Annotated in this window: 11 protein-coding genes and 1 riboswitch; all 11 genes read left to right on the forward strand. The window is 36.3% G+C overall.

Annotation, left to right across the window (positions count from 1 at the left end):
- Nucleotides 1-246 precede the first annotated feature (246 nt).
- A riboswitch (cobalamin riboswitch) is annotated at nt 247-423 on the forward strand.
- 144 nt (nt 424-567) lie between these two features.
- The 11 genes from IEW44_RS01590 to IEW44_RS01640 all read left to right on the forward strand — a co-directional run bounded on the left by IEW44_RS01590 (nt 568) and on the right by IEW44_RS01640 (nt 21,930).
- A complete protein-coding gene (locus IEW44_RS01590) occupies nt 568-3,735 on the forward strand; it encodes an S-layer homology domain-containing protein (protein ID WP_188613262.1) in 3,168 nt (1,055 codons plus the stop codon).
- An 81-nt stretch (nt 3,736-3,816) separates the two neighbouring features.
- On the forward strand, nt 3,817-5,547 hold the full coding sequence (locus IEW44_RS01595; RefSeq protein ID WP_188613263.1) for a PQQ-binding-like beta-propeller repeat protein: 1,731 nt from the start codon (nt 3,817-3,819) through the stop codon (nt 5,545-5,547).
- 64 nt (nt 5,548-5,611) lie between these two features.
- Entirely contained in the window at nt 5,612-10,936 is a 5,325-nt protein-coding gene (locus tag IEW44_RS01600; RefSeq protein ID WP_188613264.1) for an S-layer homology domain-containing protein, read from the forward strand.
- Nucleotides 10,937-11,019: 83 nt separating this feature from the next.
- Nucleotides 11,020-13,074, forward strand: coding sequence for a DUF4430 domain-containing protein (locus IEW44_RS01605; protein ID WP_188613265.1), 2,055 nt, complete (start codon nt 11,020-11,022; stop codon nt 13,072-13,074).
- A gap of 2 nt (nt 13,075-13,076) precedes the next feature.
- Nucleotides 13,077-14,891: a prenyltransferase/squalene oxidase repeat-containing protein gene (locus tag IEW44_RS01610; RefSeq protein WP_188613266.1), complete on the forward strand. Its 1,815-nt coding sequence runs from the start codon at nt 13,077-13,079 to the stop codon at nt 14,889-14,891.
- Nucleotides 14,892-14,893: 2 nt separating this feature from the next.
- A complete protein-coding gene (locus tag IEW44_RS01615; RefSeq protein WP_188613267.1) occupies nt 14,894-15,430 on the forward strand; it encodes a DUF4430 domain-containing protein in 537 nt (178 codons plus the stop codon).
- Nucleotides 15,431-15,435: 5 nt separating this feature from the next.
- Nucleotides 15,436-16,311 carry an energy-coupling factor transporter transmembrane component T gene (locus tag IEW44_RS01620; protein WP_188613268.1) on the forward strand — a complete coding sequence of 292 codons (876 nt, stop codon included), beginning with the start codon at nt 15,436-15,438 and terminating at the stop codon, nt 16,309-16,311.
- Complete coding sequence (locus tag IEW44_RS01625) at nt 16,284-17,882, forward strand: ABC transporter ATP-binding protein (protein ID WP_188613269.1); 1,599 nt, start codon at nt 16,284-16,286, stop codon at nt 17,880-17,882. The genes IEW44_RS01620 and IEW44_RS01625 overlap by 28 nt, the downstream gene beginning before the upstream one ends.
- Nucleotides 17,883-18,821: an AAA family ATPase gene (locus IEW44_RS01630; protein ID WP_188613270.1), complete on the forward strand. Its 939-nt coding sequence runs from the start codon at nt 17,883-17,885 to the stop codon at nt 18,819-18,821.
- 11 nt (nt 18,822-18,832) lie between these two features.
- Nucleotides 18,833-19,807, forward strand: a complete 975-nt coding sequence (locus IEW44_RS01635; RefSeq protein WP_188613271.1) for a DUF58 domain-containing protein — start codon at nt 18,833-18,835, stop codon at nt 19,805-19,807.
- Nucleotides 19,804-21,930, forward strand: coding sequence for a transglutaminase-like domain-containing protein (locus tag IEW44_RS01640; RefSeq protein ID WP_188613272.1), 2,127 nt, complete (start codon nt 19,804-19,806; stop codon nt 21,928-21,930). The genes IEW44_RS01635 and IEW44_RS01640 overlap by 4 nt, the downstream gene beginning before the upstream one ends.
- Nucleotides 21,931-22,084 lie beyond the last annotated feature (154 nt).

Here is a 22,084-nt window from a genome sequence, read left to right on the forward strand (position 1 = left end):
TACAAATTAATACGGGAGATAGTTCGGTTTTTCTATTAATTGACAATACAAGTGCTAGGACTAATGATGCTTTTTAGCGAAAATAAAATTATAAAATAAATCGAATGTGAGTAAAAAAGTATTATTTATTACAAATAACCATTAAAAAATCAAATTGTCCAATTTCTAGCTGTTTAAATTATTTGAAAATTCGACTACAAAATTAGAAATCTTATGATATAGTTGTTAATAATATTAAATAGTTACATAGATTTGCAGTAAATAGATGCCTTTTTAGGCTTAATAGGGAATATGGTGAAAATCCATAGCTGTTTCCGCAACTGTAAGTACAGACGAAATGAACATATACCACTGTGTGATACGGGAAGGGTTCAAAGTAGGTTGAGTACAAGTCAGGAGACCTGTCTATTTATGATCGTATCTAATCTCTTCGGAAATTGAGGGAATATGCGGCAAGTATCATATTTTTTTGGCCTTTAATCGCCTAAATATGTTATTACAGCCTACTTCATACAATTGCTGAAGTAGGCTTTTTGGTGTTTATACAATAAAAGGGAGGAAATGATGATGAAGTTTACGCAAAAGTGGGTGTCGTTCGCATTTATTTTACTATTGATTATTGTATGGTTCCCACAGCAAAGTTTAGCTGCAGCTTATGATCACGAACATGGGCATGAAACATTAGATGTTCGATTTTGGAATAATGAAGCTCCGGATATCGGCTTTTATATTAATGCATCCGCAAGATATATTTTGGAAACGGTTGACCGACCACAAGTGGGTTCAACATTTGGAGATTGGTCAGTGATGGATTTATTACGCGCGAAATATACAGGTTATGACTATATTAATCATATTCCTGGGCGATATTTTTCCGATTACATCACACATGTTGAACAGTATGTCAAAGACAAGAAAGGTGTACTTGATATAGCGAAGTCAACCGAATGGTCACGTTTAATGCTAGCGCTCAGTGCTATAGGGCATGATGTGCATAATGTTGGCGGTTATAATTTCCCTTCGTATTTATCACAGTCGCATAAATTCTCTTACCGTCAAGGAATTAATGGTCCTATTTGGGAATTAATTGCTATGAATACAGGTAATTATCAATTTGATGTACCAACTACTGAAGACAGCAATACAGCTGGAAAGATGATTGATTACATCTTAAAAAGAGAAGTTGAAAATGGTGGGTGGACATTATTTGGTAATAAAGCTGACCCCGATATTACAGGCATGGCATTACAAGCTTTAGCGCCCTACTATTTAGATAAGTCAAAGTTTACACAAGCAGGTACAAAACATAGTCATGTGGAATTAAAAGCATCTGTTGAACGAGCGCTCAGTAAAATGGCAGATATACAACATGTGAATGGAAGTTATGAAGCATGGGGGAATGTGACTGCCGAGAGTACTGTGCAAGTTTTAGTAGCTGTTACAGCTTTACAAATGGACCCATTAGCGCCTTCAATCACGCTACCAACCATTAATAAAACCATTTCTTTTGTAACATCGGGTGGTATTCATGACGGGGTTAAATCTAATAACATGATTGATGCCTTACTGAGTTTTTGGGCACCTAATAGTGGTTCGTCAGCAGAAGTGGGCGGGTTTAAACACGTAACATCAGGCTATGATGGCGGTGGCGGTTCAGGTATAGGGGTTGATGCCATGGCCACAGACCAAGTGTTATATGGTTTGATTGCCTACGACCGTTTCAAAAAGGGGAAAAACGCGCTTTATAATATGACCGACATGATAAATGGCGAACATCAAAATATGTATGCTAGTCAAGTTAATATTGAATTAAATGGTAATGTCATAATAGAAACAACAACAAAACACCAATCGCCTTACAGTACAGTCCATTTACCTGATCCTCCAGGTGTGATGAGTTGGAATACAAAGGCAGATGGTACAGGCGTACGTTATTATCCAAAAGATAAGCTTGTCGTACCTGAACATAGTATTACGCTATATGCGCAAAAATCAGGTGGTGCGAATGAGGTAGATACAAACAAAGTACAAGACGTGATCGCATTAATCAACACATTACCCGCTTCTACGCAGTTAAAACGTGAGCATGCTACAGAAGTAGCAAGAGCGAGAGGTAACTATGACAAGCTAAATAGTGAAGAAAAGAAACGTATAACGAACTACAATACATTGGTTGCCATTGAGATTAAAATGAATCAAATCTTAAATCAATACGATGATGAGTTACGAGTAGATACATTGATTCGTACAATTAATGACTTATACCAAATACAACCGTTGACGATTGATTATAAATTAGCAGTCGAGAATGCAAGGCGTGCCTATAATGCTTTGTCAGCTTCCGAACGTTTACAAATTACAAATTATAATAAGCTGCAAGAGTTAGAGGCAAAGATGGCTATTTTAATTGAGCTTGATAAAGAAGAACAAGATGATGCCATTAATAACGGTGGTGTGCCGCAACGCATGGCAGAAGAAGTAAAGAAAATGATTCAACAGCTACCTACGTTAACACAACTCAAAAAAGACGATGCCCTAGAAGTAAAAAAAGCACGTCTTTACTATGATAGTTTATCAAGTGACCAACAAAAGATAGTAACGAACATTAAAGACTTAGAGGCAGCAGAAAAACGCATTGATGAATTGATTAAGGCAGCATTAGACCAAGAAGAGTTTGAAGATGATACCGATTTTGATGCGTATCATGAAATGGTATTAAAAGGTGATAAATTAACGATTACCTCAACTAAAAGTGCAGGTGCTTTCAAAATTGTATTGCCAGACAAAGTTTTGCAAACCGTAATGGACACTAAAGTAAAGCAAATAGAACTAAAAGATGAGCGTGGTGTCCAGTGGCTTATTGATAATAAAGTATTGCAAAAAGCGTTAAATCAAACAAGAGCAGAGAAATTACAACTTTACATTTCACAATATGATTATGACAGCAGTTTGTTTGAAGTGAAGCTAGCTACAATCCAAGGTAAAAAGGAGACACCGATTACATTACCAAATACATTTATTAAAATTACTATTCCATACACCTTTTTCGTTGATGGGCAACATGTAAATAAGTTAACACTCTTCCGAGAAGAAGGACGTGATATTAAAACAACACCTTACACGTCATCAAATAAACATATCATGATGCAACTACAGCGGGGAGGCATTTTCTGGTTTGGTAAAAAAGAAGCTACATTTTCTGATTTAGCGAACTTAGCTAATAGAGACGAGGTGCTTGCATTAGCAGAGCGTCAAATTATTAAAGGGCGTTTGGATGGCACGTTTGGCCCTTATGAAAATATTACCCGCGCTCAATTTGCAACGATGGTAGCAAGAGCATTGGGTGTTACACCACAGACAACGAAGAGCCCTTTTATGGATGTAAGGGGCAAAGCATTTGAACAAGATGTACAAGCTCTATATGAGGCAGGGATTATTCAAGGGGTGAATGCCACAACCTTTAATCCTCAAGGGAAGTTAACGAGACAACAAGCGGCTGTAATGATGGCTCGTACTTTACGCTATGCCGATTTTAAGACAGAAACAATCTCACCCAATACGAATTTTAAAGATGTCAATCGTATTAGTGAGGCTGCCTTACGCGACATAGGTGTGCTCAATACGCTAGACATCATGTCAGGTAATGCCAATGGTTTTAACCCATCAGGGCATTTAACTCGTGCCCAAATGGCTAAAATTTTAAAACGTACATTGGGCATTATAGAAATGCTATAAGTTTGTCATTCATAAAGGGGGGTGATAACACGTAAGGCAGCGCAATCAAAACTTAATCACAATAGGGAGAGGAAGAAGAATATGTTTAAACGTATTTCAAGTTTATTTTTAACACTATTACTTGTCGTTGGCTTTGCATTTCCAGCAGCAGCCGATTGGACAACGTATCAAGGAAATAATAATCACAATGGTGTAATTACAGACGGGGCACCAATTACAGCAAGCGTTAATACCGCAATGGTTAATTTAACACACAACGGATCTGGCTGGGATGGTATTGACACTGCACCAGTTATGCAAACTTTAGATAATGGCGATACGTATGCCTATGTTATTTATGATGGGTATGCAGTGAATGGTAACAATGGTGGTGGTCGTTTAGCAAAGGTACGTGCGAATGATGCAAAAGAGATTTGGAGTAAACAGTTAACATTATCTGCAGGATTCCAACTTTCAACCCCTTTATTAGTACAAGGAAATGATGCATCTAGTGAAGCTGATGACACAATTTATGTTGGTACAACAGGTTTTTCTCAACTGTTAAAAAATGATGAATTAAATGGTTCACCAGTAACAGATTGGACAGTTACTGGTGGTGTAGCGTCAGGCACAGGAATTGATGTAACTGGAAACCAAGTTGTTACCTTAAAGCAAACAGGTTTGGCATTAAATAATGCAGCTACAAACCGTGCGACTTTAGGTATTCATGTTGGCAATAACGCCAATACGAATGTAACTGCAGATGTACAAGTCAAAGTTAATGGTACTACAGTAGTAACAAAAGCGTTTTCAAAATCAAGTTCAGATGCTCAAGCTAAACCAATTCAAGACCCAGCAAATCCAGGGCAATATTACTATTATTTAAATGATAATTTTGCAGCGATGGCAGGCGATGAAGTGGAGTATATCATCGATGTGAAAAATAATGCGAGTACAGTTAAAGTAGACTATGCAAGTTTGTATCAACAAACAGGTTCAATTCAAAAAGTAACAGGCTTAGATCAACCATCACCAAGTAATGTGTCGATTGTAACAGGCATTGCAGGTCAAATTAATACGCCAATTACAACAGATGGCACATATTTGTACTTTGGTACATGGACAGGTAAAGGTGGCGGTACATATTATCAAGTTGAAATCGCTAACCCTACAAATGTTAAAACAGCAACAACAGGGGACTATTATTGGGCAGGTGCTGTAGTAGTCGGTAATTATGTCTATTTTGGTGGCGATGGAGGTAAATTACATTATAGATCAGTTGCCAACTTTGCTAATGTTGGTGGTGTGATTAATCTATCTACAGATGGTGGTGTTACAGCAGGTAATGTTCGCTCATCTATTGCATTAGTAGATAATACCTTGTACTTCACTAGTCAAGGCGGGTATTTATGGTCTTACGAGCTAGACCAAGATGGTATACCTACATTTGAATGGAAAGTCGCTTTAGGAGGTACATCAACTTCAACCCCAGTGATTACTAATAATGGTAAGGCATATGTTGGTTATTATGCAGGTTTCACAAATGGTGGTGTTCAAGCTATTGATTTAAATACAAAGAGTGTGACAACAGTTGGTACACCTGGACCTGTTCAATCTTCAGTGGTTGCTTATAGTGTAGGGACTACAGATTATATTTATTTAACAACAAATGCAGCAGATGGCGCAGGCTATAGTTTTAATGGTACTACAACTCAAGAACTATGGAATACAACTAACACAGATGGGAAAACTTATACGCTACAAGGAATGGCGGCAAGTGGTGGTTATTTAGTATTTGGTAATGATTATAATAACCTTTATATTATTAAGTAATTTTATTAATGAGAGCTCTAACTTTGTTATAAGTTAGAGTTCTCGACAATTCAGGGGGGATAATGTGAAAAATATAATAAAAAAAATATTGACTTTACTTACAATTATACTCGTATTATTTTCATCTATTCCAACATTTTGGTTAACAGCAAATGCAACAGACACTACTAATACAGTTACTGTGGAGAAAGGAAACTCAGATGAAGCGAAGGCAAAATATAGCTATTCTTTAAATAATAGTAGTCCTAATGCAGACAACATTAAGAAATTACATGAATTTCCTCATAAATATAGCCTAGATACATCTGAAAAGTCAGGTTCATATTATATTTTTTTGGAAAGCTTTGATTACAGTAACTACGTTTTTAAAGGTTGGAAAATTAATAATGACAAGATAGTATTAGAATATGATGCCTTTAAAAAAGAAGGATTGTTCGGAGAAGGTTATACAGAGGGTAGTAAATTTGGCAGTTACATTAATAATAAAAGAATGCCAGAAAAAGCAGCAACTAAAAATTATTTTTTAAATGGTATTGAATCAGAATTATATTTAAATATTGCTAACGGTAAAACAGCTAAAAGTGTAGAAATAGAGCCTGTTTTTGAAAAAATTAGTGATATTCAAACTAACTATCAACTAACTATTCAACAAAGCGACAATGGTAAAGTACGTTTAGATAAATTAGAGGACGAAACATGGGTATTAAGAGCTCTTCCTGATGATGGTTATGTGTTCAAAGGTTGGCAAAAAAATGATGAAATAGAATTAAACAAAGAGGAAAATTTACAAGTCACACTAGAATCGGATACTACATACAAACCTATTTTTAGTGCACCAGAGGTAACATTTGAGTATCGTGATGGTTTTAATGTTGTTCAAACGAGTGGAAACGAATCTACTTGGAAAGGAAATTTATTTAGTGTACCTGCCATGGTAGGTGAAAGAGCCCTTTTCAAGATACCGATTACAATTACAAGTGCTAAAGCTGTGATAGGTAATTATAACTTTGAAATCTATGAAGGTACAAAGACGACTGGTAAGCCATTAGCAACATATCAACACACAAGTATAGAACAGCCAAAAGAAGATATATTGGTTAACATTTTGGTAGATCCTGTACCAGCGGCAAAAGAATTTACAGTTGTAGGGAAAGTCAATGACGGTGACATAGTGACTAAAACATACAATATTGATTTCCCAGCGATAGAACAAAAAGAATTAACGTATTTAACAACACCAAACGATAAATTTTTAAGTAATGTAGCTACATTAGATCCGGGACCTAATATTTATGATGTGGCAACATTTTTAGATGAAGCAACAGGTAAACGCTCCGTATATGCAGCAGCCTTAGGCGGTGTATTGGAATTACAAGGGCTAGAATTTACCTATATGCCAGGGCTAGATTTGAAAACAGGGGATAATGAAGGAAGTGCAGGTTTAGTATTAGGTATTGGCGGGACAAAAGACCATTTGCTCGCATTTGTTCAAGACAGTGAAAAGTCGGGTGTTAGTACTTTATTAAGTTATGCCATTTATGAGTACACCAAAGAACTAGGAGAATGGCGTAAAGTACAAGGTTCCGAAATCATAAAAGATAGTTTAAAGCCTAAGAGTACCACTGCTTATATTACGAATAAAAACGAAATTTGGACAGATAGAGCACATTGGAATGGTGAGCAGTGGCAAGAACATGGGTATGATTTCAGTGCTTTTAAAAAATTAGATGGAACAATAGCCTATGCTAGTGGTAAAGGTGTAGTTTATTTTTATGAAAATAATGAATGGAAAGAGATAAAACTTAATCTTAACACAACGAACATACCTAATTTGCAAAATATCACAACTAAAGGTGAGCTTCTAATTCATATTAATCAGCAAGATTACAAGGTTGGTAAAGATGGTACAGTAGAAAAATTACCAGAAATTCGTAATCAGATTACAACAAATATCTATAACCGTACGAGTATGGATAGTAATGGGGATTTATATGCATTCCCTAGTACTAGAAAGTATACAGCAGTAGGGACTAGTGGGTATACAGGAAACTCTATTTATAAGTATGATGAGGCGCAAAAGAAATGGGTTTATCAACATGTGGAGGCTTTCACAGCACCAAATGATTTTACGCCAGAGCATGCTGATTATTTAACTAAAAAAGTTAGACCAAACGGTGTAGAAACAATCTATATTTTACAAGACAATATGAATTTATTTGTGGGGCAAGGCGGAGCAATCTATGCTGATTTTGGCTCATCGACGATTAAATTTAATAGTAGTGGCGGCACACCAGTAGGAGCCATTACAGGCAATGTTGGTACGGATATTCCAATGATTACTACACCTACAAAGGCAGGAGAGTATTTCGCGGGTTGGTATAGTGATGCGGCATTAACTAAGCCTTATCATTTTGACTTTATGCCAGCAAAGGATATTACCCTTTATGCAAAATGGACAACTTCAACGATTGACTTATCAAAGGAAATGGCAGAGGCTGTTGCAGCGCTTGAAGCGTATGCAAAACAGTTTAAAAGTTATCAATATGAAGGTGATAATTATCAAAAGGTTTTAGCTGCACGTGATGCTGGAATTAAAGCAATTCAAGCTGTCACAACATCAAAAGGCGATATTACAAATGCACTCAATCAAGCTAAAAAGGCAATTGAAGCTATACCTAAAAAAAATACTGTTACAGTTGCTGTAACGATGGAGAAATTTACTTTAGGGCAAGGATATATTATTGAACCAATGTTAGTTACTGTACCAAAATATACTCCTGCCTCGAAAGTAATTACAGATTTACTGAAGAAGAAGTATCCTGAAATAGAGCAACCGTGGAAGATGACTGGAAAAGTAGAAGATACATTTTATTTATCACATGTATATGATACAGATTACGATTACAGTAATTTTCCAGAATACGTTAAAAAAGCTGCAGCAGAAAGAGGTGGCGATTTTACTTTAGAGCGTAAAAAAGATTGGTTGGGAGAATTTGATTTTTATAATATGTCAGGTTGGATGTATGCCATTAATAATAATTTCCCAGGAGTTGGCGCAGCGGCATGGACGCTTGAGGATAGACAAGTAATGCGCTGGCAATATACTGTATTTGGTTATGGCGCTGATTTGAATGCAGATAACTCAGAATGGGGTACAGCATCATTAATTAATACAGCACGAAAAGATGACTTGATTTGGCGCATTGCCGAAATCAATGCTATGGAAAATAAAGCAACCTTCCTTACAGAGGGTGACAATCAAAAGCATTATGATGAAGCGATGAAAGTATTGCAAGTGATGGATACGCCACAAAAAGAACTAGACCGCTTATTACAGGCACTTGGTGGTGAGGAAACGGAAGAAGAAGTACCTGCTACTATGCCAAACGAGGCTAAAGTAGTAAATGATGCCATTAAAGCATTGCCAACAGTAATTACTTTAAAAGATAAAAATACCATCGAGCAAATTAGAGCCAACTATGATGCATTAGATGATGTGATGAAACAATGGATTTGGAAAGACGAGGTAGCTACTTTAACAGCAGCTGAGAAAAAGATCGCTAATTTATTAGCGCCAATCCAAGCTGTTGAAACATTAATTAATAAGTTACCTGCCATAGCACAAATAACATTACAACATGAGAGTCAAATTATGGAGGCTTATCAACAATATTACGAGTTAACGATTGAACAGCAAAATTATGTGAAAAACATCGAGCAGTTATTCAGTGTACATGCTAAATTACAAGATTTAAAAGGGGCAACAACAGATATTGCTGTGCAAAACGTAATCAAACAAATTGATTTACTACCAAGTGTTTCTACTATTACAGTAAGTGATGAAAATATTTTAAATATGGTAAAAGTAGCTTATGACAGTTTAACTACACAACAACAGCAATTAGTGACGAATGGATCAACGTTACAATCATTACTCACTAAAATGAAAGAATTAAAATCACAAGCGTATTTAGCGGTTGTAAAAGAGATTGATGCCTTACCAACAGTAACTCATATTACATTAGCGCAACGTACACAAATAAAAACAATACGTGAAAAATATTTACGTTTATCTTCATCAGATCGCGCACAAGTAACTAATATTAGCAAATTAGAAGAAGCTGAATTCCATATTTCAAAAATTGAAATGAATATTCGTTTTATTATGGAAGAGATTAACCAATTACCAGCAGTAGATGCTATAAAAATGGAACATGAGTCACTCGTTATTACATTGCGTAAAGCTTATGAAGAACTTCATAAAGATGACCAAACATTTGTGACGAATATTGATAAGTTAAAAGCTGTAGAGCAGCGTCTTAAAGAGTTACAAGAAAATAATGAAAACATACCGAAAGAATTTGAAGAAGGTATTACAACTTCAACAGGGATTGAAAAAGCAGAGGTAGATCATAAACAAAAAACACTTCAAATTACTGCAACAAGTAGTGAGTTGTTATTATCAGCTGAATTGCTTGCTACGACTATGCAACAAAAAATGAAAAAAATAGTGATTGATAGTGAGCAAGGTAAATTAACCATTCCATTAACAGTAATAAAAAACTCGCTTGGTAAAAATTCGAAAGTGAAAGTAAATTATCAACAACAAACGAAATTTAATATGGATGTAACATTACAAGAAGTATTATCTAATGGCATTAAACGAGATGTAGTTGTATCTAAAGGTTATGTGACATTAGAAATACCATTAGCGAATATGCAACCCAATAATAAGCGCTCATTTGTCTTACTACAAGATGGAGAGCAAGGTATTGAAGCAATACCACACCATATTGGAAAAGATACAGTAACCGTTTATTTAAAACAGAGTAAACAATTGATTGTTTCACAACAAGGTGTGAGTTTTGCAGATATTAAAGGTTTAGGTAGTGCAGGAGATATTGAATCTTTAGCAATGCGACATATTGTGACAGGTAATGGCGGGAAGTTTGAACCAAACCATAGTATTACACGCGCACAATTTGCAGCTATGATAGCAAGAGCTTTGAATTTAATACCACTAGAGGAGACATATTATCCAGATGTTAAAGGGGCATGGTATGAGGATGCAGTACAAGCTTTATATGAAGCGGATATTACACAATCACCAGGCAACTTTAATCCTGGACAAGCAATTACACGTCAACAAGCAGCAGCCATTATTTATCGTGCCCTACACTATGTAGATTATGAAGCAGATGATACGAGAGCAAGCAAATACCAAGATCAACATAAAATTGATCAGCAATACACAAAAGCTATTCAAACGCTACAAGCAGAAGGCATTATGAATGGGAAGCCAGATGGCAGTTTTGCACCAGGTAGTAATTTAACTCGTGCACAAATGGCACAGATTATTCACCGCATGTTAAATAAAGTAGAGATGTAAATACAAGGAAAAAGGGTTATTTCAAAGTGTGTTGGGATACGCCCTTTTTCCACTTTGTTATTTTATCGTAAAGGAGCATTAGTATGGCTAAATGGATAGAGCGGATAAAAAAAAGTTGCTATTATATTGTGCCAATTTTATTACTCTTAACGAGTGTCATTTATGTATATTATAGTGCCTCTTCAGCACCTTTAGATTTGTCACAACGGGCAGAAGCATCAACGATGAAACTCACAGGAGAAGCTGTTAGTCAAAAGACTAATGATGATAAGCCTGAACAAGATAACGACGAACTAGACGATACATCTACACCTGAAGAGACACCGCCAAATGACTATAGTCAACAGGAGATAAAACAGCCAGCGCAAGATCCAAACACGACAAAGAAAAATGCGATATCACATAAGCAACAAAGTAAGCCAAACCCTGACAAACCGTCAACGCCAAATACTACTACTAATACGAAAACTAAGCCACCTAAAAAACAGCCTAACCCACAGAAGCCAGAGACACCAAAAGATAATTATAGAGTGGTTGATCGTGCAGAGGAAGCCAATCGCTATTTTGTCACAACGATAAAAAATAATGAAGTAGTAACAGAGCCAGCCTATTATGTGAAAATTACACATCTTGATAAAGATTTAGTAGTGAAAGATGAAGAGGTTTTAATTAATGGGAAGGCGATAGAGCCATTTCAAGGAGAATTGTTATTACAAGAAGGAAAAAACAGCATTCGTATTACGGTATTGTATCAGGAAAAAGATAAAGAACCTTTTTACGTAGTTCAAGAATTTATTGTGCATCTGAACACTACAGACATTGTCATTCAAACGAATTTAGCAAATAAAGTAGTACATGAAGAACAGATTACCTTTGTTGCACAAGCTAAAATTGGCAAAAAAAAATTGCCATTAACCGTTGAAATTAATGGGGAAAATAAGCAGCCTTTAGGTGGTGCCACGTATAAAACGACCTTAAAAGAAGGCGAAAACCAACTTGTGTTAAAAAGTGCAGAAGGTAAGTTGCACAAAGAAGAGCGTTTTATTATAACGTTCAATAAAGAAAAACATACCATTCATTTAGAGACAAACTTACACGACCAACGTGTATCACAAACCGATTTTTCATTTTATGCACAAGCCAGTGCGGATGGAACAAAAGTAAATGTACAAGTCAAATTAAATGGTGAAGTAGTGTCGCCCACAAAGCAAAATCAATATGCGGTGACATTATTGCCTGGGAAAAATACCATTCAACTTGAAGGTACCCATCAAGCCGAACAATTGAATAAGCAATATATTATTTTTTATCAAGATCCCAATGGTAGTGAGGGACCTAAAGAGGACCCATTAGCTCCTATTGTAGTAACAGACTTAGTATCAGGTAGTGAAGTCCAAGGGTCTATGAAAAATATTAATATAAACGCACAGTCCTCAGACGGTTCAACCTTATATGAGCGACATATGAAGGTGTCTGTTAATGATAAGCAATTGAGTGCAATCTGGACAGATGATGAGAAGACAAGTTATCGTTTAATACTTCAAGAAGGCGAAAATATCGTGAAAATTAAAGTTCAAGACGATAATGGGAGAACAACAAATCTTATCTACACGGTATATAGCAAACTTGCTAAAGAAGATGGCTATATAGGTGATATTACAATAAGTGTGGAGGCATCAACAATTGGTATACCGTATTTGATTCCGCCCACAAAAGTGCCTGTCTACGAAAAGCAAGAAGGAAGTATTTTATTAGATAAACTGTTAAAACAACATGGCTTTACCTACAGCAACACAGGTAATATACAACAAAGCTTTTATATCGCTCGCATAGCCAAGCCAAATATGTTGCAACATGTAGCCATACCTCAAGATTTGTGGGACATTGTGCAAAAAGAAGCGGATTATTATAGCGAAACAGATTATGACGTGAATAGTTTAGGTGAAATGGATTTTACAAATGGTGCAGGTTGGATGTATAGCATCAATGATGTTTACCCTAACTATGGTTTCTCTGACGCACGTTTCCTCGATGGAGATGTGGTGCGTATTAGATACACACTTTATTATGGACAAGATATTAATGGTTTTGGTGGTTTAGGAAATAGTTACCGACCGAACTGGCCAAAGGAATGGTAAACATGCAAGGAATTAAACATTGTATATGGCTCATGCTAAGTGTGTTTATTTTATTCTTTTGTATCACACCTAGTGCATTAGCAAATAGTGACGTAAAAGACGTTATTGAGGATATTGTTCAGTGGAAAAAACAAAAAGAGCATAAAGAGGGCGCAACCTATTTATTACAAGCGCCTTTTGTTGAGCATGCAGGGCAGGGAAATGTTGACTGGTATGCTTTTGGCTTAGGGCGTGTTGGGATAACAGATGATTTTGTAACGTATCAAGCACTGCTACATAATAATGTGGCACAAAGATATGAGACAGAAGATAAATTAAGTAAAACTAAAGCGACAGAGTGGCATCGTATTATTTTAGCAACTTTAGCAACAGGTGGTGACCCTACCCATATCAATGAAATCAATTTAGTGAAAGATGGTGTGTATGACCGCACGAACCAACGTGCTTTAGGTGCTCAAGGTATTAATGGTTGGATTTGGGGACTGATTGCCATTGACAGTATGCGTTATCAAATACCTAAAGAAGCGGCTATTAATCGTGAAAGGATTCTCCAAAATATCATGTCGTTACAGCAAAAAGATGGCGGTTTTGCATTAAGTGAAGGCACAAGTGATGTGGATTTAACAGCAATGGCTATTCAAGCATTAGCACCTTACTATAATGAAACGACATCACTGACGTATCACCAAAAGTATACACAACAAAAGCGAACTGCCACAGTAAGTGAAGTAGTAGATGAGGCATTAATGGTATTACAACAACTACAACAGCCAGATGGTAGTTTCACAAGTTATGGGCAAAGTAACACAGAAAGTATTGCTCAAGTGATTGTTGCATTAACATCACTAGGCCTAGCTCATGATGATGAGCGTTTTACACAACATGGTACGACATTGTACGAGGCATTGTTAACGTATCAACAAAAAGATGGTGGTTTTATTCATGCTGCAAAATATGATGCTACTAATCCATCTTCACAACCAGATGAATCCAATGATATGGCGAGTGAACAAGCACTATATGCATTAGCTGCTATTATGCGTCAACAGCTAGGTTACCGCACACTATATGATTTGCGTCCAGAAATATCAGAGGATATTAAACAGCAAATTAATGTGGTGAATGCACAAATTCAAGCATTACCACAAGTGCCAACGCAAGATCAAATCGCACAAGTATTGCAACAATATAAGCAAGTGCCTATTGAAGAACGTTCTTATGTTAACTCATTTGCCACTTTACAAAGCCAGTTGAGTCGCCACCAATTAGCTTTAAATGAGCCGCCTTTATGGGAGGCATATAATATTGCCACTCAAGGTAAGGGGAATGTGACATCACTTATGACAACAGCTAGTGAATCGTTAAGCATCGAGGTAGCAGAACAACAATTTGCCCAACTACCTAAACTGTTAACGACAGAGCAATATGTAGATGTTATTGCTTTATTGCAAGTATTTGAAGAAGCAAATCGTCCACAAGAAGTGAAGCAGTTACAACAAATGAAAACAGAGATTGAACAAATTCAATTAGAAATTGATGCCATTAATGAGGAGGTATTAGATAAATTATATCCGTTCTCCGCATTAACGCTAGATGATAAACACAATGTGGAAGCGATTGTAACACGGTACAACAAATTAGCACCTTATGATCAACAAAAGGTGTTGAGTCATGAGGATATCGAAAAATCCCAAGTGCAAATGAAAAATCTAGAACGAGCAAAATGGATAAAAGTTAGTTTGATTATAGTGAGCGGTTTATTAGCCATTATTGTAGTAGGGCGCATCATAAGGAGACGTATGAAACAGGAGGCGTAATAATGCGTAAAGATTTTGTGGTTTTGGGCTTTATTGGCTTAATTATTGCCTTCCTTATCTCAGGTACAAAAATACAATCTGTAGAAGAATATTATTTGACGCATGTAGACGACATTACTCCTGATGCTGAGACGGTAACGTTAACTATTTTAAATGATAGAGCTTATGCGGAGCGCGATAAAATTCCTCCAGAAATCCATCCTTATTTAACGGCAGATGGTGTGGTTTTAGGTAAAACCACGTATGTTTTACGGGACGGTGATACTGTTTTTGATGTGTTAAACCGCGCTACAAGGCATGAGCGTATACAAATGGAATATCAAGGCGCTGATTTAAACATTTATAACAGCATATATATTCAAGGAATTAACTATTTATATGAGTTTGCTTGTGGGTCACTGAGTGGTTGGATGTATAGTGTGAACGGCGAATTCCCAACAAAAGGCGTGAGCCAATATGCTGTGAAAAACGGGGACGACATTATATTTCGTTATACATGTAATTTAGGTAAAGATATTGGTCATGATGAATTTGAGTGAGGTGAATGGCTACTGTGCACGCATTTCGTACATTACATCCTATTATTTTAGTGTTATATGTGTTGGGTGTTAGTGGCATTATTTTTTTTATTAACCCAGTAGTGAGTTTCTTCGCTTTAATGGGGGCAAGTGTCTATTTTAGCCTACTTGTTGGTTTGCCTAAACTATTGCGCGAATATGGCTTTTATCTTTGGGTAGGTATATGGATGATTTTAAGTTATAGCATGTTTACACATAATGGTAAGACGCCATTATTCTTTCTGAATGACCAAGCAATTACGTATGAAGCCACGTATAAAAGCATTGTGCTTGCTGTTGTCGTACTTGCGGTTAGCTTTTGGTTAAAGTGCTATAGTCTCATTTTTACATCAGATAAAGTGTTGTTTTTACTAACCAAATTGTCAACTAGGCTGGGATTGTTATGTACGTTAAGTATACGTTTTATTCCGCTATGTAAAGCAGAGTTTAAGGCGAAACAACGTGTGTTAAAAGCAAATGGGTATTATCAAACGACCAGTTATACGGATCGAGTAGTAAGATGGCTCAAAGTATATTGGTATGTAATCACTTATACTTTTGAACATGTTTTTTTAACAAGCGCCATTATGCGTAGTAAAGGCTATGGGTACACTAAAAAGCGCAGTCATTTTCACCTTTTTACCTTTCACAAAAAAGATGGATGGTTTTTATTAAGTATGCTAGCGCTAAGTGGTTGCATTGTTTTATGGCATCAACAATATCTCTTTTATTATTACCCTGCGATCAAGCCATGGGCAATGACTTGGTATGGTGCAACAGTTGTAGCTTTATACTTTTTACTGCCTTCATTATATGAAGCGAAGGAGGTTACACAATGGCATTACTTACAATCAAAAATGTAAGTTATCACTATGATGGTGAGCGCTTGCTAAAAAATATAACAAGTGAAGTAGATGAAGGTGATTTTATTACTTTATTTGGCCCAACAGGGTCAGGTAAATCAACATTATTAAAAGCATTGAAACCGGCGTTAGCAAGTGGTGGAAAGTACGAAGGGGTAATTCAATTTAAGCAACAGCCTCTACATCGAGCAACACTTGCTACAGAGCTAGCTATTGGCTATGTAATGCAAAATCCTAATGACCAAATAACGATGGAGTATGTCTGGCAAGAATTAGCTTTTGGTTTAGAGAATAGTGGCATTGCACTACCAATCATGAAACAAAAGATTGCTGAAGTTACACATTTTTTAGGCATACATGCTTTACTGCATCATAAGACGGAGCAATTATCAGGCGGTCAAAAGCAACTGGTTAATTTAGCAAGTATTTTAGTAACAGACCCTGTCTTATTATTATTAGATGAACCAACTGCACAATTAGACCCTATTGCTTCAGAAGAGTTTTTGCAAATCGTTGCTAAAGTAAATCGAGAGTTAGGTATTACTGTAATAATAGTAGAACATGCCCTTGACCAAGTTTTATGGCTGAGTAATCGCGTATGGTATATGACAGAAGGCGCTTTACTATTTGACAGTACACCACAGCAGATCGCACAACAATTATCGGGTGATATGGTATGTGCATTGCCTACAGCAACACAACTCTATCTTCGATTAGTCACAGACGGCGAGCAACAAGTACCATTAACCGTACAACAAGGGATAGCTATGTTACAACAATACTCAGTAAAACAGACGATGGTAAATAAACCATCGCCTCAACAACAAGTACCATATTTACAGCTCATAGACTTATATTTTAAATATGACAAAAAACAAGAGGATAAAATCAAAGGATTATCTTTAGTAATAAAAAAAGGTGAAATTTTTTCGATAATTGGCGGCAATGGTTCTGGCAAGACAACGTTGTTAAATTTATTAGCAGGTGCAAGTCGACCTTATAAAGGAAAAATATTATTAGAAAATATGCCATTGAAAAAGACAAAACAGCAGATCGCTTTATTGCCTCAAAAGCCAAGCTTATTATTTTTGCATAATACAGTAGCAGAGGAGTTAGCTGCCACAGCCATGACGGAAACCGCACTACAGCAATTTACGGAGTTATTTAATATTCAAGCGCTGTTACAACGTAATCCATTAGATTTAAGTGGTGGCGAACAACAAAAAGTAGCTTTAATTAAAGTGTTAGCGCAAAATCCTGACTTTTTATTATTGGATGAACCAACAAAAGGAATGGATGCGCCAACTAAACATCAGGTTATTCAATTATTACAACAATATAGTAGGGCAGGAACAACAATCGTTATGATTACGCATGATATGGATGTAGCTGCAACGGTAGCGGATCGTTGTGGCATGTTATTTGATCATACTATTGTTAGCGTTTCAGATACCACAACGTTTTTTACAACAAATCAATTTTATACAACAGCTAGTCGTAGAATATCACGGCGTATATTGGCGAATAGTATTACAATACAAGATATTTTAACTTGCTATGGAGGTAAATAAATGGAACAACAATCTCAAAAAGTAATTGCTGAAGTAAATAAAGTGATTAATGGTAAAGAAGATGTAATTACTAAAGTATGGACAACGATTTTAGCACAAGGTCATATTTTATTAGAAGACCATCCAGGCGTAGGTAAAACAACATTAGCTAAAGCATTTAGTAAAGTATTAGGCTTACAATCCAATCGCATACAATTTACACCAGATGTAATTGCATCAGATGTGATTGGTTTTACGATGTTTGATAAGCAGCAAAATACCTTTGTTTTTAAAGAGGGGGCAGTGATGTGTAATTTACTACTAGCAGATGAGATTAATCGTACTTCAGCTCGAACACAATCCGCTCTATTAGAAGCAATGCAAGAACATCACATTACAGTAGATGGCCAAACGTATGCGCTACCTACGCCATTTATTGTGATGGCAACACAAAATCCCTTTGGTGCACTAGGTACATATCCGCTACCTTTAGCTCAACTTGACCGTTTTATGGTGCGCTTGAGTATGGGGTATCCAGATTTTGAGGCACAAGTGGCACTGTTACGCAATCGACAACAACAAGACCCTATGGCACAAATTCAAGCCGTTTTAACACAATCGCAAGTGATTGAACTCCAACAACAAGTAAATCATTTACACATTCACGATAATATACTTACGTATGTGACAAAGTTAACAGAAGCTACACGTAATCACGAAGCCCTCACACAAGGTATTAGTCCAAGGGGAGCTTTAGCGATTTGTCAGATGGCTAAGGCACATGCCTTTGTACAAGGAAGAAGGTTTGTAATACCAGAAGATGTTCAGGCAATTTGGGAAGCTACAATCATTCATCGCCTTGTTTATCGCGATATTTTAAGTGAGCAACAATGTAAATCTATTATTCAAGCGATCTTACAAACGATAGAGACACCAGATCAGGCAGATATTACATTATAGGGGGTAAGGTGATGACGCTTCGCGCAAGTGTAGTAAGTCTAATATGGCTTATTAGCTTAATCATATACGCTGTTTTTGTACCTTCTCGCTTATCATTAATACTGCTCATTTTAACAATGATGTATTTGGCATGGCTGTTTCTAACGTTACGCTATCAAACGAAAAAAGTGCATATGGCGTTACAAATGTCGAGTGAGGTGGACGAACAGCCCTATGTAGTGTTCACTAATCATAGTAAATTACCTGTCTATCACATGGCACTTCAATATAAAGTAACACATCAATATACGGGTGAAGTTATAACAGATGAGATTACGTTATCATTAAAGTCACAAGCACAACAACGTGTCGCATTACCTATAACAGCATCATGGTATGGTATGGCAACTGTACAGACAACACATCTTACGTATTACGATGCCATCCATCTCTTTACACAAAGACGTAGTTTGCAAGAGGCTGGTATTTTATTTCTTTTGCCTTCGATTGCTAATGTAAACAAAGCCATTAGTGCAGCGATGTATCAAGCAGAGAATGAGCAAAATATTATGGCACACCAAATGACAGATGGCACACATTTTAATGAAATTAAATTATATCAACCAGGTGATGCTGTCAAAATGATTCACTGGAAAGTATCGTCAAAACTAGATGATTTATATGTGAAGCGTTGGGAAGCTGAACAGGAAGAAAGATTAGTTATGTCGATTGATACAACAACAATCGCTAATGATATTACACGTTACAATAAATTGATTGAACATGTATATGGCTATTTGCACACAGCTATTAATTATCAAAAGCAAGTGGACTTCCTTCTTTATTTACAAGGGTGGGAGCACACGCTTGTTGAGCATGAGCACCAGGTCATGTTATTAATAAAAAAAATAATGGCTTGTACAAAAGATGAGCTAATGCATCACTCGAGCATGCTGTACCAACAAGAGGATGCCATGATTATAAAAGTAAGTGGTGAGCAAATATGACAATTCAATCATTGCTATTAATCTATAGTTATCTCGCATTGTGGTTATTAGCTATGCAGGCTATTATTCTTCCAAAGATATCTATGATGGCGCCACTCTTAGTTACAGGGATTGCCGTTATCATATACTATGTATTTAAACGTAAAGGACTGCTTATCTTTTTAGCATTATATGGGGTACTCATTTTAGGTACATGGGAAGCATTTAAAAATGATATGAGCATAACGTTAAATGCGATTGCCATGATGATAGCAGAACAACGTTTCTGGTTAATCCCTTTACTTGAAGTCAGTGACAAACAATTGTTTACAGGATTTTTCGTAGGGGCAGTGGCTTTATTATTGTTGACCCTTTTAATCGAAACTTTTATGAAAAGACAAGCAAGCTCGTTTATTGTAATGGCTAGTATTGTTTTTATTATTAGTATCGTATTAGATCGTGCGGGTGTAGCTATTTTTACAGTATTACTGTATGGCATGACGTTATATCTCATAATGGTAGTACGTAATAATAAGGCAATGTTACGTTATAGTTGGCTAGTCCCCACATTAATTGTGGTAATTGGTTTGACAAGTATGACTTGGGTTAATATGGGCGAATCCACTGTAGCTTCTTCTATACAAGAGAAGTTGATCAGCCAGTGGTCGAGTTTTAGGTATGGCAATAAAGCGCCTTTACCAGATGGCAAGTTACAACAAACACAACCAAAGGCAACAACAAATACAACGATGTTAGAGATTGCTACTGAAAACATACGACCGATGTACTTAAAAGGATTCATTGGCTCAACGTATCAAAACAACGAGTGGCACTCATTATCAGGCGGTCAGTATTTACAAAGACAGGCAGTGTTTGAACAATTATTACAGCAAGGCTTCAATGCACAAACTCAGTTTTATATGTTAACAAATACGACGCAACCAGCAAAATTAAATATTGCGAATCGTAATGCAAATCGTCATTATTTTTATACCCCTTATGAAGCTAATCAAGTATTGACGACCTCTGCAAAAGAAGGTACAGCTTATACAAGTGGTATTAAAGGTGAACGTAATTATCAATGGCTAATAAGTGAGACGCCTTATTATCAATATCCACAAGTGGCTAAACAAGTGTATGCCAAACAAGATGAGGCATACTTAGCTAAGGAAAGTCATTATAATGCCTATGTATATAAAAATGAGACGGTAGTGAGTAAGGAAGATAAACAATTGCTCACTACCCATTTTCCGGCTATTACAACAAATGAAAAACGTTTAAGTTATGAGCAAGCAACACAACTTGTATTACAACAAGTAGAGGATACATTAACTTATGATGAGCAAAAATTCCCTGTTCAAGATAATATTTTAGCAGGGCTGTTAGCGCAACAATCAAGCGGTTACGCAGTACATTATGCCACGATTGCTACCTTGCTTTATCGTACATTAGGCATTCCTGCTCGCTATGTTGAGGGGTATGTTGTCACGTTAGAGGATACGTTAAGTAAAGGGATCGCTACAACAAAAATCCCTGCTAAAAATGCGCATGCTTGGACGGAGATTTATATTGATCAATTAGGTTGGATGCCAGTAGAGGTCACACCACCATATCGTAAAATAATGCCAGAAATCGAACATGATGAAACAACGACTGTGCCAGATCCTAAAGAAGCATTATCAAAAGAGGCAGAAGGACCACCTGAGGAATTAAACGAGCAATTCATTCAACAAAATGAATTACCGCCTCAAGAGAAAGAACCAGAACAGAAAAAAATGCCTATTAAAATATGGCTAAGTATGCTTGTTTTATTGCTTATAATTTTACTTGGCATTTGGCTATATCGCAGACATAAATTAAGAAAAATCTTACGTTTATCTCCGAAGTTTGCGACAACAACACTTTATTTAAATACATTTTATATGTACCAATCTATGCATAAAGCAACGACATTACAACAGTGGTCTCAAGGCGAAAAAATAGCACCATACTACAACATGTATTTAGGAGCACAATATGGCGAACTACCAATAACGGATGAGGATAAGCAACATATGTATGCATTTTATAAAAGTGTAAGAACTACCATATGGCAGCAGGCAAAATGGTATCAAAAAATAAAACTAGCTATAACATATTATTAAATGAGAAGATAAAGATAACAGATAGCATGGCTAAAATTTTAGCTGTGCTTTTTTTGATTTGTATCATGAATAGTTAAAATTAACAGAAAAATATAAAACAACGACATAACGTAGAAAAAATGGTTTTGTGAGCGCAGTATGCATGGTTATTGAT

Source organism: Lysinibacillus alkalisoli, assembly GCF_014643595.1.
Taxonomy (GTDB): domain Bacteria; phylum Bacillota; class Bacilli; order Bacillales_A; family Planococcaceae; genus Metalysinibacillus; species Metalysinibacillus alkalisoli.

Bases quoted from the DNA above. Each gene is read 5' to 3' on its own strand.
- IEW44_RS01615 (WP_188613267.1), top strand. From the start codon at position 14,894: ATGCGTAAAGATTTTGTGGTTTTGGGCTTTATTGGCTTAATTATTGCC.
- IEW44_RS01605 (WP_188613265.1), top strand. From the start codon at position 11,020: ATGGCTAAATGGATAGAGCGGATAAAAAAAAGTTGCTATTATATTGTG.
- IEW44_RS01610 (WP_188613266.1), top strand. From the start codon at position 13,077: ATGCAAGGAATTAAACATTGTATATGGCTCATGCTAAGTGTGTTTATT.
- IEW44_RS01625 (WP_188613269.1), top strand. From the start codon at position 16,284: ATGGCATTACTTACAATCAAAAATGTAAGTTATCACTATGATGGTGAG.
- IEW44_RS01595 (WP_188613263.1), top strand. From the start codon at position 3,817: ATGTTTAAACGTATTTCAAGTTTATTTTTAACACTATTACTTGTCGTT.
- IEW44_RS01590 (WP_188613262.1), top strand. From the start codon at position 568: ATGAAGTTTACGCAAAAGTGGGTGTCGTTCGCATTTATTTTACTATTG.
- IEW44_RS01640 (WP_188613272.1), top strand. From the start codon at position 19,804: ATGACAATTCAATCATTGCTATTAATCTATAGTTATCTCGCATTGTGG.
- IEW44_RS01635 (WP_188613271.1), top strand. From the start codon at position 18,833: ATGACGCTTCGCGCAAGTGTAGTAAGTCTAATATGGCTTATTAGCTTA.
- IEW44_RS01620 (WP_188613268.1), top strand. From the start codon at position 15,436: ATGGCTACTGTGCACGCATTTCGTACATTACATCCTATTATTTTAGTG.
- IEW44_RS01630 (WP_188613270.1), top strand. From the start codon at position 17,883: ATGGAACAACAATCTCAAAAAGTAATTGCTGAAGTAAATAAAGTGATT.